The sequence below is a fragment of the Paraburkholderia sp. A1RI-2L genome, from assembly GCF_048957375.1.
In the GTDB taxonomy this organism is placed as follows: Bacteria; Pseudomonadota; Gammaproteobacteria; order Burkholderiales; family Burkholderiaceae; genus Paraburkholderia.
Genome location: NZ_JARBTA010000001.1, coordinates 1,459,655 through 1,476,225 on the forward strand (window position 1 = coordinate 1,459,655; position 16,571 = coordinate 1,476,225).

Annotated in this window: 11 protein-coding genes; 6 read left to right on the forward strand and 5 right to left on the reverse strand. The window is 64.5% G+C overall.

The window, feature by feature from the left end:
• The first annotated feature begins 103 nt into the window (after window positions 1-103).
• From lplT to PWP93_RS06855, 3 genes are read left to right on the forward strand one after another with little or no spacing between them, the layout of a single operon-like run.
• Window positions 104-1,453, forward strand: a complete 1,350-nt coding sequence (gene lplT / locus PWP93_RS06845; RefSeq protein ID WP_421045027.1) for a lysophospholipid transporter LplT — start codon at window positions 104-106, stop codon at window positions 1,451-1,453.
• 34 nt (window positions 1,454-1,487) lie between these two features.
• Complete coding sequence (gene mutS / locus PWP93_RS06850) at window positions 1,488-4,190, forward strand: DNA mismatch repair protein MutS (protein WP_421043909.1); 2,703 nt, start codon at window positions 1,488-1,490, stop codon at window positions 4,188-4,190.
• A gap of 49 nt (window positions 4,191-4,239) precedes the next feature.
• The gene (locus PWP93_RS06855) at window positions 4,240-5,538 is read left to right on the forward strand and encodes a hypothetical protein (protein WP_421043910.1); all 1,299 of its coding nucleotides are present in this window, start codon (window positions 4,240-4,242) and stop codon (window positions 5,536-5,538) included.
• 82 nt (window positions 5,539-5,620) lie between these two features.
• Here the strand turns inward: PWP93_RS06855 and PWP93_RS06860 are convergent, their stop codons facing one another.
• The gene (locus PWP93_RS06860; RefSeq protein ID WP_421043911.1) at window positions 5,621-6,166 is read right to left on the reverse strand and encodes an FKBP-type peptidyl-prolyl cis-trans isomerase; all 546 of its coding nucleotides are present in this window, start codon (window positions 6,164-6,166) and stop codon (window positions 5,621-5,623) included.
• Between the two features lie 32 nt (window positions 6,167-6,198).
• On the opposite strand from PWP93_RS06860, the gene PWP93_RS06865 reads away from it, so the two are divergent.
• Both PWP93_RS06865 and PWP93_RS06870 read left to right on the forward strand, forming a co-directional pair.
• Window positions 6,199-7,473, forward strand: a complete 1,275-nt coding sequence (locus PWP93_RS06865) for a JmjC domain-containing protein (RefSeq protein WP_421043912.1) — start codon at window positions 6,199-6,201, stop codon at window positions 7,471-7,473.
• 231 nt (window positions 7,474-7,704) lie between these two features.
• Window positions 7,705-7,971 (forward strand): hypothetical protein, encoded by a 267-nt coding sequence (locus PWP93_RS06870; RefSeq protein WP_421043913.1) that lies wholly within the window; start codon window positions 7,705-7,707, stop codon window positions 7,969-7,971.
• Window positions 7,972-8,220: 249 nt separating this feature from the next.
• Here the strand turns inward: PWP93_RS06870 and PWP93_RS06875 are convergent, their stop codons facing one another.
• The 3 genes from PWP93_RS06875 to PWP93_RS06885 form a co-directional block, all read right to left on the reverse strand.
• Window positions 8,221-10,503, reverse strand: a complete 2,283-nt coding sequence (locus PWP93_RS06875; protein ID WP_421043914.1) for an ATP-dependent DNA helicase — start codon at window positions 10,501-10,503, stop codon at window positions 8,221-8,223.
• Between the two features lie 75 nt (window positions 10,504-10,578).
• Entirely contained in the window at window positions 10,579-10,812 is a 234-nt protein-coding gene (locus tag PWP93_RS06880; protein ID WP_035531989.1) for a DUF465 domain-containing protein, read from the reverse strand.
• Between the two features lie 112 nt (window positions 10,813-10,924).
• The gene (locus PWP93_RS06885) at window positions 10,925-11,896 is read right to left on the reverse strand and encodes a colicin transporter (RefSeq protein ID WP_421043915.1); all 972 of its coding nucleotides are present in this window, start codon (window positions 11,894-11,896) and stop codon (window positions 10,925-10,927) included.
• Between the two features lie 214 nt (window positions 11,897-12,110).
• Between PWP93_RS06885 and PWP93_RS06890 the strand changes: the two genes are divergently transcribed.
• The gene (locus PWP93_RS06890; RefSeq protein WP_421043916.1) at window positions 12,111-14,447 is read left to right on the forward strand and encodes a Tex family protein; all 2,337 of its coding nucleotides are present in this window, start codon (window positions 12,111-12,113) and stop codon (window positions 14,445-14,447) included.
• A gap of 124 nt (window positions 14,448-14,571) precedes the next feature.
• On the opposite strand, the gene PWP93_RS06895 is transcribed toward PWP93_RS06890, so the two are convergent.
• Window positions 14,572-16,458, reverse strand: a complete 1,887-nt coding sequence (locus PWP93_RS06895) for a potassium transporter Kup (protein ID WP_421043917.1) — start codon at window positions 16,456-16,458, stop codon at window positions 14,572-14,574.
• Window positions 16,459-16,571: the final 113 nt, after the last annotated feature.

Consider the following 16,571-nt stretch of genomic DNA (forward strand, 5'->3'; position numbering starts at 1 on the left):
CGCATCAAGCGGCTTCGGCCGCTTTTTTGTTTCGCGCACGGTGTCTCGCGCGAGGTCGTCGCCCTGACGATCCACGATGGCACCTCAACAGCTCTTCCCCGCGATGAAGAAAGGCTTCTATACGATCATCGCCGCGCAGTTCGTTTCGTCGCTCGCCGACAATGCGCTTCTGATTGCGGCAATCGCGCTGCTCACGGTGATCTCGTCGCCGGCCTGGGTCACGCCGCTCCTGCAGATTTTCTTCACGATCTCCTACGTGCTGCTTGCGCCCTTCGTCGGCGCGTTCGCCGACGCGCTGCAAAAGCGCCACGTAATGTTCGTCTCGAACGCGCTAAAGGCCGCCGGCTGCCTGCTGATGATCGCGGGCGCGCACCCGATGATCGCCTATGGCGTGGTGGGCTTCGGCGCGGCGGCCTACTCGCCCGCAAAGTACGGAATCCTCACAGAATTGCTGCCTGCCGAAAAACTCGTCGCGGCGAACGCGTGGCTCGAATCGGCCACCGTGCTCTCGACGATCGCAGGCACGATGCTGGGCGGTGCGCTCGTCTCTACTTACGCGGAACGCTTCGTCGCCCATCATCCGATGCCATTCATCCGGACGGCCGCCGATCTCGCGATGCTCGCGGTGATGCTTACCTACGCGCTCGCCGCGCTTATCAATATCGGCATTCCCGACACCGGCGCGCGCTACGAGAACCGGCTCAGGGAGCCGGGCCGCCTCGTGTCCGACTTCGTGCATTGCTTCAATGTGCTGTGGGCCGACAAGCTCGCGCAGATCGCGCTATGGGTCACGACGCTGATGTGGGGCGCCGCCGTCACGCTGCAACTGCTCGTGCTCAAATGGGCCGATGCGAATCTCGGCCTGTCGCTCTCGAAGGCCGCCGTGATGCAAGGCGTGACGGGGCTCGGCATCGCGCTGGGCGCGGCGGCCGCGGCCGCCTGGGTGTCGCTGCGCGCGTCGTTGCGCGTGCTGCCGGTGGGCGTGCTGTGCGGCTTGGTGGCCGTGGCGATGGCGTTCTACAGCAAGGCGCTCTTTCCGGCAGGCGAAGGCGTGCGCGTCGGCGCATTCGTCATGCCCTTCTACCTGCTCTTCGCGTATCCGCTGATGGTGCTGCTCGGCACGCTCGCGGGCTTTTTCATCGTGCCGATGAACGCACTGCTCCAGCATCGTGGCGCGACGCTGCTTTCAGCGGGCCATTCGATCGCCGTGCAGAACTTCAACCAGAATCTCGCCGTGCTGCTGATGCTCGGCGCCTACGCGCTGCTGCTGACGGCAAGGATGCCGGTGCAGTGGATCATCGTCGTGTTCGGTCTGTTCGTCGCCGCGATGATCGGGCTCGCGATGCGGCGCAGTGCGGCAAACGCACGCACGAACGACATGCAGGCGCTCGTCGACGGGCCTCGCGCGCACCAGACCATCCGATCAGGTTCGCACGAGCGCGACGCGGGTTAAACTCACGCCCTGAACCCTTAGCAAGACACCGAGGATGGCTACACACACCGCCAGCGCCAGCGACACCGCGCAACACACTCCCATGATGCAGCAGTACCTGCGCATCAAGGCCGACCATCCGGGCACGCTCGTGTTCTACCGGATGGGTGACTTCTATGAGCTGTTCTTCGAAGACGCCGAGAAAGCCGCGCGCCTGCTCGATCTCACGCTCACGCAGCGCGGCGCGTCGGCGGGCAATCCGATCAAGATGGCGGGCGTGCCGCATCACGCCGTCGAGCAATATCTCGCGAAGCTCGTGAAGCTCGGCGAGTCGGTGGCGATCTGCGAGCAGATCGGCGACCCGGCCACCTCGAAGGGACCGGTCGAGCGCAAGGTCGTGCGCGTGGTCACGCCCGGCACGCTGACCGACGCCGCACTCCTTTCCGATAAAAACGACGTCTACCTGATGGCGGTCTGCCCGGGTCACAACCGGCGCGGCGTGACGGTCAACGTCGGGCTCGCGTGGCTGAACCTCGCGAGCGGCGCGCTGCGTCTCGCCGAAGTCGCGCCGGAACAGGCCGCGGCGGCATTCGAGCGCATTCGTCCCGCGGAAATCCTCGTCGCGGAAATGCCGGCGGAATCCTCGGGCTGGGCGCCGCCCGCTGGAACCGGCGCAGGCTCAGGCGGTGCATTGACGCGCGTGCCGGCCTGGCACTTCGACGTCACCTCGGGCAAGCAGCGCCTGTGCGACCAGCTCGACGTCGCAAGCCTCGACGGTTTCGGCGCGCAGGCTCTCACCAGCGCATGCGGCGCGGCCGGCGCGCTGCTGCTGTATGCGGCCGCCACGCAAGGCCAGCAGTTGCGCCACGTGCGCAGCCTCAAGGTCGAAGCCGAATCCGAATACATCGGGCTCGATCCGGCCACGCGCCGCAATCTCGAACTGACCGAAACGCTGCGCGGCACCGAATCACCCACGCTGTGCTCGCTGCTCGACACGTGCAGCACCGCCATGGGCAGCCGTCTGCTGCGGCATTGGCTCCACCATCCGCCGCGCGACGCGGGCATCGCACAGATGCGCCAGCAGGCCATCGGCGCGCTGCTAGAAGCGCCGCCGCCCGCCAGCGTCGACGCATTGCGCGGCGCGCTGCGCCAGATCGCCGACGTCGAGCGCATCACGGGGCGCCTCGCCTTGCTCTCGGCACGCCCACGCGATTTGTCGAGCTTGCGCGACACCTTCGCCAATCTGCCTGCGCTGCGCGAGCAGGTCGCCGCAGCGAGCGGCGCTTCGGCCACGCTCACACACATCGTCGAAGGGCTTGTGCCGCCCGGCGACTGCGCGGACCTGCTGCAGCGCGCGGTCGCGCCCGAGCCTGCCGCCATGGTGCGCGACGGCGGCGTAATGGCGACCGGCTACGACGCCGAACTCGACGAACTGCGCAACCTGTCCGAGAACTGTGGCCAGTTCCTGATCGACCTCGAGGCGCGCGAGCGTGCACGCACCGGCATCGGCAATTTGCGGGTCGAATACAACAAGGTGCACGGCTTCTATATCGAAGTCACGCGCGGCCAGACCGACAAGGTGCCCGACGACTACCGCCGCCGCCAGACGCTCAAGAACGCCGAGCGCTATATCACGCCCGAGCTCAAGGCATTCGAGGACAAGGCGCTCTCCGCACAGGAGCGCGCGCTCGCACGCGAGAAGGCGCTCTACGACGCGCTGCTCCAGGCACTACTGCCCTTCATTCCCGATTGCCAGCGCGTCGCGGCAGCGCTCGCCGAGCTCGACCTGCTCGCGGCCTTCGCCGAACGTGCGCGCGCACTCGACTGGAACGCGCCGGAATTCACCGAAGCGCCCAGCATCGAGATCGAACAGGGTCGCCACCCTGTCGTCGAGGCGCAGGTCGAGCAGTTCATCGCCAACGACTGCACCCTGAGCGCCGAGCGCAAGCTGCTGCTCATCACCGGCCCGAACATGGGCGGTAAATCGACGTTCATGCGCCAGACAGCGCTCATCGCGCTGCTCGCCTACGTGGGCAGCTATGTGCCGGCAAAACGCGCGCGCTTCGGCCCGATCGACCGCATCTTCACGCGCATCGGCGCCGCCGACGACCTCGCGGGCGGCCGCTCGACCTTCATGGTCGAAATGACCGAAGCCGCCGCCATCCTCAACGACGCCACGCCGCAAAGCCTCGTGCTGATGGACGAAATCGGCCGCGGCACGTCAACCTTCGACGGCCTCGCGCTCGCATGGTCCATCGCGCGGCACCTGCTCACGAGCAATGGCTGCCATACGCTGTTCGCGACGCACTACTTCGAGCTCACACAGTTGCCCGCGGAGTTCGCGCAGGCAGCCAATGTACATCTGTCGGCGGTCGAGCACGGACACGGCATCGTGTTCCTGCACGCCGTGAGCGAAGGCCCCGCCAACCAGAGCTACGGGCTCCAGGTCGCGCAACTTGCGGGCGTGCCCAACCCGGTGATCCGCGCGGCGCGCAAGCACCTCGTGTATCTGGAGCAACTCTCGGCCGGACAGCCCACACCGCAGCTCGACCTGTTCGCCGCCCCCGCCTCTGCCGAAGACGACGATTTCGACACGCAACCGTACGTCGAAGACGCACCGGCAGCAGCCGACCCGGGCGCCGCGCTCGTCGCCGAGCGGCTGCGCGCGCTCGATCCGAACGAGTTGCGACCGCGCGATGCGCTCGATCTGCTGTACGAACTGCATGAACTGGCCACCGCGCCGGACGGCAAACGCTGAGCGTCGCCTCGCGACGCCGCCCCGGCCATTTCGACATGGCCGGGGCGGCGTGCGAGATGTTGCTCCGAGTGTCGCTATTTCGCCGCGTCGCGGACTACAGAGCGCGCTCGTCTGCCTGGCGCTGTTCGGCCTGTCCCTCGCCGCGCGAGCGCAAGATTCTTCGTCTTCACCACGCTATTCGTTCGCCGTCGTCGCGAACGTCGTCACCGAGCCGGGCGACGAAGCCACGCTTCAGCGCCTCATCGACGCTATCGGCCGCGATCCGCAGATTTCGTTCGTCGTTTACGATGGCAATCTCAAAGGACCGCACGAGACATGCACGGATCACCTCTACGACCGGCGCCGCGCATTACTCGACGCCTCGCGCGCACCGCTCGTGTTCGTGCCGGGCCAGCGCGACTGGAGCACCTGCGGCAGCGCTGGCGCAGGCGGCTACGATCCTGTCGAGCGGCTCGATTTCCTGCGCCAGAATTTTTTCACCGATACCAATTCGCTCGGCCAATCCCCTCTCACGCTCACGCGCGAAAGCGAGGTCTCGCGTTTTCGGCCTTATCGGGAAAATACACGCTGGCAGTTCGGCGACACGGTGTTCATCGCAATGAATGCGCCCGACGGCAACAATCATTTTCTGAATGCCGGCGGCCGCAACGGCGAATTCGAAGACCGCGTGATCGCCAACGGTTTCTGGTTAGAGCATGCAGCCGAGTTTGCGCGCCGCCGCAATGCGCGTGCCATCGTCATCTTCATGCAGGGCGATGCGATGCCCGAACAGTACGAGCGCAAGGACCGCTTTGCATGGCTACGTTTTCGCCGCACGCCACGCGACGGCTACACCGAGTTGCGGCACAGTCTCACGAAGCTTGCGGAAACGTTCCGGGGCCCGGTGATCCTCGTGCATCCGGAAACGACGAAGCTCGCGCGTGGCTTCGCCATCGATCAGCCCTTGCGCAACGAGAAAGGAATCAGGATTGCTAACGTCACGCGGATTGCATTCTCGCTGCACGACCCGCTCACGCAGTGGCTTCAAATCGATGCGGACATGGCGCGCCGCACACCGCTGCGCGTGAGTGTGCATGAGGTGCCCAGCCACCTGCCGCTGCTGCCGCCTCAACCGCCGGCTCTTCTGCAGGGTGGCAGCAGCGAACCCGCGTTGCCGGAAATGCCCGAAATATCGTCGATGCCCGACGTGACGGAGATTCCCGGGATGCAACAGGCGCCCGATGCAAACGGCACGAGCGGCACAAACGGCGCGGGCGGTGCAAATCGGGCGGGCGACATGGGTGCGCCAGGCGGCGCGAGCGCGGGAACGGTGATGCCCGCGTGGCCTTCACAGCGCACGGCGCCATGAACGCGACGAGGCGAGAAACGAACCGGGACTCGAAGCAAAACGCGCCAGCAGTCACTACGGTCACTACCGGCGCGTTGCCCGGTCAATGCAGGGTGGGCTTGGAGGCGGCTTCGTCGCCGTCTTCGTCATCGTCCTCATCGGCGATTTCGAGACCGTCCGCGCCATGCGCATGTTCGTGCTCGATCTCATCCTCGGTCGCCTGACGCACTTCCTTGACCGACAGCGCGAAGCGCAGCGCCATGCCCGCTAGCGGGTGATTGCCGTCGAGCACGACCTTGTCCTCTGCAACGTCGGTGACGGTGTAGATGAGCGTGTCGAGATCATCGTCGCCCTCTTCGGGCGTGCCTTCGAACTGCATGCCCACTTCGAGCGGTTCCGGGAAGCGGTTGCGCGGCTCGATCTTGACGAGTTCGGGATCGTACTCGCCGAAAGCGTCGGAAGGCTCAAGCTGGATCTGGGTCTCGAAGCCCGGCTCCTTGCCGTCCAGCACTTCCTCGATCTTGGGGAACGTGCCATCATAGCCGCCATGCAGATAGACCATCGGCTCGTCGCTTTCCTCGATCAGATTGCCCTGCGCATCCGATAGCTTGTAAGCGACCGACACGACGGTGTCCTTTGCAATTTTCATTCGATCCTCCAGATTACAGACCACATTATACGATGCCCAAGCGGTCCCCAGACCACCCGGAGGACGCCTGCAAGCGACGCGCCCCCTCCTCCCTGGCATGTCCCGCGCCCGATACGCCCACGCCACTGCTTGGCGGCCTGAGTCCGGCGCAGTTCATGAAGAAATACTGGCAGAAAAAGCCATTGTTGATCCGCCAGGCGATACCCGGCATCGCCGCGCCGCTCTCGCGCGACGAACTCTTCGCGCTGGCCGACCAGGACGACGTCGAATCCCGCCTCATCACGCATTTTCGCAAGCGCTGGGCGCTCGAGCATGGCCCGTTCGCCGCCGACGAACTGCCGACACCGAAGACGCGTCAATGGACCTTGCTCGTGCAAGGCGCGGACCTGCACGACGACCGCGCGCGGGCGCTGCTCGAACGCTTTCGCTTTGCACCCGACGCCCGCCTCGACGACCTGATGATCTCGTACGCCTCCGACGGCGGCGGTGTCGGCCCGCATTTCGATTCGTACGATGTGTTTCTCCTGCAGGTGCATGGCAAGCGGCGCTGGCGCATCGGCGCACAGCGCGACCTGTCGCTGCAGGAAGGGCTGCCGCTCAAGATCCTCGCGAATTTCGAACCCGAAGAGGAATGGGTGCTGGAGCCGGGCGACATGCTGTACTTGCCACCGCACATCGCGCACGACGGCGTGGCCGAGGGCGAATGCATGACCTGCTCGATCGGCTTTCGTTCGCCTTCCACGACGGAACTCACGAGCCAGTTTCTCTACTGGCTGGCCGAGCGCGGCGCAAACGGCGCCGCTGGCCGGAATTCGGGCAAACACAAAGATGCGAACAGCAGCGCAGGCAACCCTACGCTCTACCGCGACCCTGACCAGCCAGCGGTGTTGCATGCGGCACAACTGCCCCCGGCACTTGTGGAGCGCGTCTCGGCCGTGCTTGCTAAAGTGAGATGGGACGGTGCGGATGTATCTTCGTTCGTCGGCTCCTGGCTTTCGGAACCGAAATCGAATGTGGTATTCGACGCTCCCGAGAAACCGCTGGACGAAGCGCGTTTTGTTGCGCGCGCCGCGAAAAATGGGATAAGACTCGACCGCAGGACAATCCTGCTTTACGATGCGCGGTCGTATTACCTGAACGGGGAGCAGTACTTGCTCAAAGAAGTGAGAAAATGGCTGCCGGCATTGGCCGACAACCGCTTTCTGGATGGGAAACGCTTTGTAACACTCTCACACGATTCGTGTGTGACATCGTTGCTACACGAATGGTATTGTGCGGGCTGGTTACGGCTCGGGGTGCTTGCGTAAGCGCTTCGGACTGTTATACCGTACTAATATAGTGCTTGTATGAGAAAGACAACGTATTGTCCCCGGATTTGTCGACGGTCGATACGAAAGTGCCTATAATTTCCGCCCAGGCCGTAGGGAAGATTCACGCTCTTGCAGTGCATCTCCACCAGCGGCTCAGGTCGGTGTTGGGGCACATTACCGGTATTATTTTGCGCTGTTGCTTACCTTTAACCATAAAAGGACGTGATCATGAAGAAATCCCTCCTCGTAGCATCCCTGCTGGCAGCTGTTGCACTGGCTGCGTGCAACAAGAGCAGCGACCAAGCTGCTGCGCCGGCTAGCGATGCTGCTGCTGCTTCGGCACCGGCTGCTGCCGCTTCGGACGCAGCCGCTGCTGCTTCGGGCGCCGCTGCTGCGAGCGACGCTACGGCTGCTGCGAGCGACGCTGCTGCTTCGGCTACCGCTGCTGCTTCGGACGCTGGCGCTGCTGCTCCGGCTTCGGGCGCAAGCCAGTAAGCTGCATTCGCGAGATGCTCGCCCGAAGCTCCGGCTTCAGCGAGCCTCGAAGCGAACCGCCGTGCAGTCTGATGGCCTCGTCAGATGCGCGGCGGGCAAACAAAAAGGCCACGAACCCAGGTTCGTGGCCTTTTTGTTTGTATCTTCTCGATCACTTAACGTCATTTCAGCACACAGACGTATGCGCAACGCATGTAACGACCGTTGCGCATATGCAAGCGGAAATTACACGACGCGCGCTCGGCAGCGTCATTGAGCGCCCTGCTCTTCCTCGCCCGTGAAGAAAGCCCGCACGACCTCGATCTCGCGCGTGCGCTTGAACGGCGGCAAGCTTTGCCAGATGCGCCGCCCATAAGGCTTGTCCACGAGGCGCGTGTCGCAGATCATCAACACGCCGCGATCGGTCTCCGCACGAATCAGGCGCCCGGCGCCCTGCTTGAGCGTGATGACGGCCTGCGGCAGTTGATGAACGGCGAATGGGCTCAAGCCCTTCTTCGCCAGCGCGTCGAGGCGTGCGGCCAGCACAGGATCGTCGGGCGGCGCGAACGGCAGCTTGTCGATGACGACGAGCGACAGCGCATCGCCCCGCACATCGACACCTTCCCAAAAGCTCTGACTGCCCACCAGGATCGCATTGCCATACGCGCGAAAGCGTTCGAGCAATTCAGTACGGCTCGCATCGCCCTGCACCAGCAATGGCGTATTCCAGCCACGTGCCACGATCGTGTCGCGCAGCTTCCCGGCGATCTTGTCGACGGCGCGCAAGGTCGTGCACAACATGAAAACCCCGCCCCCCGACGCTTCGATGGCGGGTAGCGCGGCGTCGAATACCGCGTCGGTGAATTGCGGCGACGACGGCTGCGGCATATTGCGCGGCACGTACAGCAAACCCTGCTGCGGATAATCGAACGGGCTCGGCAACGTCATCGAGCGCCGCGAGCTCAGGCCCATCTGCGCCGCGTAGTGCGTGAAGTCGCCGCGCACGGAAAGCGTCGCCGACGTAAAGATCCACGTGCGCGGCACACCCGCACGCTGCTTCGCGAAAATGGGCGCCACCGAAAGCGGCGTCTCGTGCAACTGGACCGTGTGCGAGAACACTTCGACCCAGCGGACCTTTTCATCGTCGGCGCTGGACTCGCTTGCGGCGTCACCTGGAGCGTCGGGCTGGTCAGCACCGCTGGCAGCCTGCGCGACGCGCGACGACGCGTCACCGGACGCGGCTGGAGCTACCCACCCGGCCAGCACGCCCTGGAGTTCGCGCGCGCGGCGCAGGCACGCCCCCAGCGATTCTGCACGCTCAGCTTGCCCCGCAAGTGCAGCAGCGAGCGCGTCGAGCTCGGTTTGCAAGGCATCGAGCGCGTCGAAGAGCGGATGATCCTCCGGCAACTGCGTGATCGACACGCGCAGCGAATCTTCCTTGAATGCGAGCCGCACATCGCGCGCCGCGCGTTCGAGCGCCGCCCCGAGCTTCACCCACTCCACCGCATCGCGCGCATGGCTCAGGCCTTCAGCCACGCAATCGCGCGCGAGTTCGAGAAACTGCGCAGTCGAAAGCGTCTCGCCGAAAAACAACGTGGCGGTTTCGGGCAGTTGGTGCGCCTCGTCGAAGATAATCGTGTTGGCGCTCGGCAGCAGCTCGGCCATGCCCGTGTCGCGCAGCATGATGTCGGCGAAGAACAGATGGTGATTCACGACAACGATGTCGGCCTGCTGTGCCTCGCGGCGCGCCTGCATTACGAAGCAGTCCTTGTAGTTCGGGCACTCCTGACCCAGGCAGTTGTCGCGCGTGGAGGTGACCATCGACCAGACCGCGGCCGTTTCCGGCACGCTCGCGAGCTCGGCCTTATCTCCCGAACGCGTAATCTTCGCGAAACGGATGATCTCCTGCAGATACGCCGTTTCCTGGCGCGACGGCAAGCGGCCATTGTCGGCCGTGCGCTGCAGATAGTAGTGGCACAGATAATTCGAGCGGCCCTTGAGCATAGCCACGCTCACGGGCACGGCGAGCGCGTCACGCACCGTTGGAATATCGCGAGCGAATAGCTGGTCCTGCAAGTGCTTGGTGCCCGTCGAGACGATTACCTTGCCGCCCCACAGCATGGCCGGCACGAGATAGGCGTAGGTCTTGCCGGTGCCGGTCCCCGCTTCGACGATCAGCGTGTTGTCGCCAGACTCGGTGGCTGCACGCGCGGCATCTTCGGCACGATCCTGCGCGGGGACCGGTGCACCACGCTCGAGACGCCGTGCGGGACGCGACTGCGCCTCGAACATCGCCGGTTCCGGCAAGGCTTGGGCAGCGGCTTCCATCGCTGCGGCCACGGCGCGCGCCATCTCGATCTGCGCGGCGCGCGGGCGATAGCCATCGATCTCGCGTGCGAGCAACCCATTGGCGGCGAAGAGCTCTTCGAGCTCGGCGCCGCGGCGCGCGCTCAATGCAGGTGCAGTCGATGATGAATGGGTGGCGCATGCGTCCCCCTCCTGCGCGCCGCCGTCGCGCGCGGGACGGGATCGGGAAACGGTCGTTGAATTCAAGGCAAGCGGTTCCTGCTCGGTCCTCGGAGCGCGGCCCGACTACAGCCGCGCCCCGGCGCCTGCCAGGACCCGGAATCAGGCGTGCCCGTTCGAGGTCTTTGTTGAATCGGGTTCCAGCTGCAGTTGCAGCAGGATGATGTTGTCCTTCAGCTTGAGCTTGCGCCTCTTCAGCTTCTGCAATTCGAGATCATCGTAGTCCGATGTCTCGCACATCCTCTCGATCAGACGGTCGAGATCGTCGTGTTCCGATTCCAGTTGCAGAATGCGGTCACGAAGGACCTCGCCCTTGACTTCACGATGCTCGCGCATGCTCGCCTCCTCGTCATGATCGGCGCACGCCGTGCGAAAGGTCGCACGCCTGAGGTTGCTGTCCGGCTGAAAAAGCGGGGTGCTGCCTGGTACCGCTGGAGGCCGTTCAGTTCTACTGGCCCTGCGGTTTTTGTTGCTGTTGCTGCTGCGCCTTCTCGGCCGCCTGCTTCTGACGTGCTTCCACATCAGCCTTATGCTTCGCCGCCTCTTCCTGCTTCTGCTGGAAGCGCTCAGCTTTCTTGGCACGCTCTTGCGCCTTCTGCTGGCCTTCGCGGCGAGCTTCGTCCAGTTGCTTCTGATAATCCGACTGTTTCTTGTCGTATGCGGCCTGGTTGGCCGCACGTTGCGACTGAGCCTGCCCGCCCTCGCGCTGTGCCTGCTGCACCGCGTGCTGGCGCTGCTTCTCCTGAAACGCCTGCTCGTTCGCGGCACGTTGCGGCGCTTCTGCCTGACGCTGCGCCTGAGCGAGCGCGTGCTGACGCTGCTTGTCTTCATAGGCCTGCGCACTCGCTGCCTCATTCGCAGCGCGTTGTGGCGCGTCGGCCTGGTCCTTCGCCCGCTGCAACGCGGCCTGCTCGTCGCGTCGGCGCGCATTGTCTGCGCGCTGCTCTTCGTCGAGCGTCAACTGCTCGCGGCGGATATCCGCCTGCACGACGCGCATCGCATCACGCGCCGTGCCGAGACAGTGGTTCACGAAAAACGTGTCGTAGCAATTGTGCTGCGCGACGGCGTACTGGTAATTGTTTTCCGCAGTACGCCGGTCAAGAACCTTCTGCCGCTCGGCGAAGCCATTGCTCGCGGCGGCATCCGGAGCCGTTGCGCCCGTGGCCACCGCCGCTGCACCCGGAGCAGCCCCCAACGCCGCACCCGGCGCGTGCGCCGATTCCACTGCCGACGCCGCACCCGCGCCATCGATCGGTCCGCCGACTTCGACCGGGCGCGTGTCTTGCGCGCCGCTGGCCGTCACTTCTTGCGCGAGGGCCGGAACGCTCGCCGTCGCCAGCAATGCGACAGCGCAGGCCGCCGCTCGGGCGGTGGTCCGCCATGCTGCGCGTTCGCGCGCGTCGGGCTGGATTTGTGTCAAACGGGATGGGATCAACGTCTTCTGAGGGCAACGGAACATGCCTGAAATTCTAACACCCCCCGAGTTGAGCGCCCCGCCATTTATGGCAAAATGCCCCGCTCCGCCAGCCGGCGGGCGCTCGCTCGCTTGACGTCGCCGCCCGCCTATCCGGCCGCAAACCCAGGAATACGAACCCGGGACCGCAAACCGATCCTCGCAGGAATATCCAGACTCTATGACGGAAACCGTAGCACTCAAGATCGTCCAGCGTATCGCCAGCGAACTGACCGTTCAACCGCGTCAGGTGGCGGCCGCCGTCCAGCTTCTCGACGAAGGAGCGACCGTTCCGTTCATCGCCCGTTACCGCAAAGAAGTCACGGGCAATCTCGACGATACGCAACTGCGCACGCTCGAGGAACGGCTGCTGTATCTGCGCGAACTCGAAGACCGCCGTGCCGCGATCCTCGCGAGCATCGAAGAACAGGGCAAGCTCACTGACGAGCTGCGCACCGCCATCGAGGCCGCCGACAGCAAGCAGGTGCTCGAAGACCTCTACCTGCCGTACAAGCCCAAGCGCCGCACGCGTGCGCAGATCGCGCGCGAAGCCGGCCTGCAGCCGCTCGCCGACGCGCTGCTCGCCAATCCGCTGCTCGACCCGCAAACGGAAGCCGCGCAGTACGTGGACGCCGAAAAGGGCGTCGCCGACGTGAAGGCCGCGCTCGACGGCGCGCGCGACATCCTCTCGGAGCAGTTCGGCGAAACGGCCGAGTTGCTCGGCAAGCTGCGCGACTGGCTGTACAACCAGGGCGTCGTGATTTCGAGCGTGGTCGAGGGCAAGGAAAACGAGGAAGGCGAGAAGTTCCGCGACTACTACGAGTACTCGGAAACGATCAAGACGGTGCCGTCGCACCGCGCGCTCGCCCTCTTTCGCGGCCGCAACGCCGGCGTGCTGATGGTCAAGCTCGGCCTCGGCGGCGAGCTCGACGCGCAGGTGCCGCATCCCGGCGAAGCGATGATCGCGCGTCACTTCGGCATCGCCAACCAAGCCCGTCCTGCCGACAAATGGCTCTCCGACGTCTGCCGCTGGTGCTGGCGTGTGAAGGTGCAGCCGCACATCGAAAACGAGCTGCTCACGAACCTGCGCGAGCAGGCCGAAACCGAAGCGATCCGCGTGTTCGCGCGTAACCTCAAGGACTTGCTGCTCGCCGCGCCCGCCGGCCCGAAGGCCGTGATCGGCCTCGATCCGGGCCTGCGCACCGGTGTGAAGGTCGCCGTCGTCGACCGCACGGGCAAGCTGCTCGCCACCGATACGATCTATCCGCACGAGCCGCGCCGGGACTGGGACGGCTCGCTCGCGAAGCTCGCGCGCATCGCCGCGCAAACGCAGGCCGAGCTCATCAGCATCGGCAACGGCACGGCCTCGCGCGAGACCGACAAGCTCGCGAGCGAACTGATCTCGAAGCATCCCGAACTCAAGCTGCAAAAGATCGTGGTCTCCGAGGCCGGCGCCTCGGTCTATTCGGCGTCCGAACTGGCAGCGAAGGAATTCCCCGAGCTCGACGTCTCGCTGCGTGGCGCGGTGTCGATCGCGCGGCGTCTGCAAGATCCGCTCGCCGAGCTCGTGAAGATCGAGCCCAAAGCGATCGGCGTGGGCCAGTACCAGCACGACGTGAACCAGCGCGAGCTGGCGCGCTCGCTCGACGCCGTGGTCGAAGACTGCGTGAACGCCGTGGGTGTCGACGCCAATACCGCATCGGTGGCGCTGCTTGCGCGCGTGTCGGGTCTGAACGCGACGCTCGCGCGCAATATCGTCGATTACCGCGACGCCAACGGCCCCTTCCCCTCGCGCGATCATCTGAAGAAGGTGCCGCGTCTGGGCGACAAAACCTTCGAGCAGGCCGCGGGCTTTTTGCGCATCAACGGCGGCGAGAATCCGCTCGACCGCTCGTCGGTGCACCCGGAAGCGTATCCCGTCGTCGAGCGCATGCTCGCGAAGATCAAGCGCACTATCGGCGACGTGCTCGGTAGCCGCGAGGCGCTCTCGGGTCTCTCGCCGGCCGAGTTCGTCAATGAGCGCTTCGGTCTGCCGACCGTGCGCGATATCCTCTCGGAACTCGAAAAGCCGGGCCGTGATCCGCGCCCCGAGTTCAAGACGGCGACCTTCCGTGAAGGCGTCGAAAAGGTGTCCGACCTCGTGCCAGGCATGGTGCTCGAAGGCGTCGTGACCAACGTGGCGGCGTTCGGCGCGTTCATCGACGTGGGCGTGCATCAGGACGGCCTCGTGCACGTCTCGGCCATGTCGACGAAGTTCATCAAGGACCCGCACGAAGTTGTGAAGGCGGGCCAGGTCGTGAAGGTGAAGGTGCTCGACGTCGATGTGAAGCGCCAGCGCATCGCGCTCACGATGCGCATGGACGACGATCCGGCAAGCGCTGCGCAACGCAGCGGCGCCGGCAGCAATGGCGGAAACCGCAATCAGCGCGGCGGCGATGCGAACCGCGGCGGCCAGCGCTCGCGCGACGCGGAACCAGCAGGCGCAATGGCGGCGGCCTTCGCGAAACTCAAGCGCTAACGCGCCAGCGCGGGATGGCGCGGGAACTGCGAAGCCCCGCGCCGCGCTTCGCAACAGGTAACGAAAAAAAGGCACCGCAGCGGTGCCTTTTTTGTTGTTCACGCAACGATCAACGATCGAAACTTTAAATCTCGATCTTCGTCCCCAGTTCAACCACGCGGTTGGCGGGAATGCTGAAGAAGTCGGTCGGCTTCGCGGCGTTCTGATGCATCCACGCAAACACGCGCTCGCGGAATATCGACATGCCCGGCAACTGCGTGGGCACGACCGTTTCACGCGCCAGGAAGAACGACGTATCCATCATCTCGAACGACGTGCTCTCTCTGCGGCCTATCTCTTCGAGCACCGCCTTCACGTCCGGCGTTTCATTGAAACCGTAGTCGGCCTTCACGAGATACAAGCCACCGCCGATATCTTTGATCTGCACGCGCTCCGAGTCGGCAACATAAGGAATGTCGCGAATCCGGAACGTCAGGAAGATCGTGCGCTCGTGCAGCACCTTGTTGTGCTTGAGGTTGTGCAGCAGGCTCACCGGCACGAGCGTGTCGCTGCCCGTGAGATAAATGGCCGTGCCGGACACGCGATGCGGCGGATGCGCGAGCAGCCCCTGCAGGAATGGCATCAGCGGAATACCGTCGGCGGCAGTGCGCTCCTTGACGATCATGCGTCCCTTGAACCACGTCATCAGCAGGAAGAACAGCAGCGCGCCGATGCTGAGCGGCAGCCAGCCGCCCTCCTCGACCTTCAGCAGGTTCGCGCCGAAGAAGCCGAGGTCGACGATCATGAAACACGCAATGATGAACGTCACGAGCCAGACGTTCCATTTCCAAACCTTCACCATCACGACACTCGCGAGCATGGTGGTGATGACCATGGTTGCCGTCACGGCAATGCCATACGCGGCAGCGAGGTTATCGGAGCTCTTGAAGCCCACGACAATGCACAGAATGATGACGAGCAACATCCAGTTCACGACCGGCACATAGATCTGGCCGATGGCGAGATCGGACGTATGCAGCACCTTCATGCGCGGCACGTAGCCGAGCAGAATCGCCTGACTCGTAAGCGAGTACGCGCCCGAAATCACGGCCTGCGACGCAATCACGGTCGCCACCGTCGACAGCACCACGAGCGGCAGCAGCGCCCATTCCGGCGCAAGCAGGAAGAACGGATTTTCGATTGCGCGATGGTCCTGCATCAGGAGCGCGCCCTGGCCGAAATAGTTGAGCACGAGCGAGGGCATCACGAGCCCGTACCACGCGTAGCGAATCGGCTTGGCGCCGAAGTGGCCCATATCGGCGTAGAGCGCTTCGGCGCCGGTCAACACCAGCACGACCGAGCCCAACACCACATAGGCCTGCAGCAGGTGCGCGCCCATGAACGTGACCGCGTAATACGGATTAAGCGCGGCGATCACGCCAGGCGCATGAACGATGCGCGAAACGCCGAGGACGCCGATGGTCACGAACCAGAGCACCATGATTGGCCCGAACAGGCGCCCTACCAGCGAAGTGCCGTGCCGCTGGATCCAGAACAGCGCAATGAGGATCACCATCGTGAGCGGCAGCACGAGATGCGAGAGCTTGGGCGCCGCAATCTCGAGACCTTCGACCGCCGACATCACCGAGATGGCGGGCGTAATCACGGCGTCGCCGTAGAACATGCACGCACCGAAGATGCCCAGCGCCGTCAGCACCACCGCGGACTTGCTCTTGCGGTCGAACGAGCGCATGGCGAGCGCCATGAGCGCGAGCACGCCGCCTTCGCCGTTGTTGTCGGCCCGCATCACGAAGAGCACGTACTTGACGCTGACGACGATGATGATCGCCCAGAACAGCAGCGAGATCACGCCGAGGATGGAGGTGTTGTTAAGCGGAATGCCGTGGGCCGGGCTGAACGCTTCTTTGAGCGCATACAGCGGACTCGTGCCGATGTCGCCGAACACCACGCCGATAGCCGCTACTGCGAGTGTCGGTAGCGGCTGCTTTGCCACGTGCGTGCTAGTTGTCATATACGCGGAAATCCGTTTGAGGCGGAAAAAACGAGCGCTATTCTAAACTGGCTGCGGACGAAACCCGAGTGATCGTTGTGACCCCGCGACGCCTGCCTGTCCCGCGGGAGTTT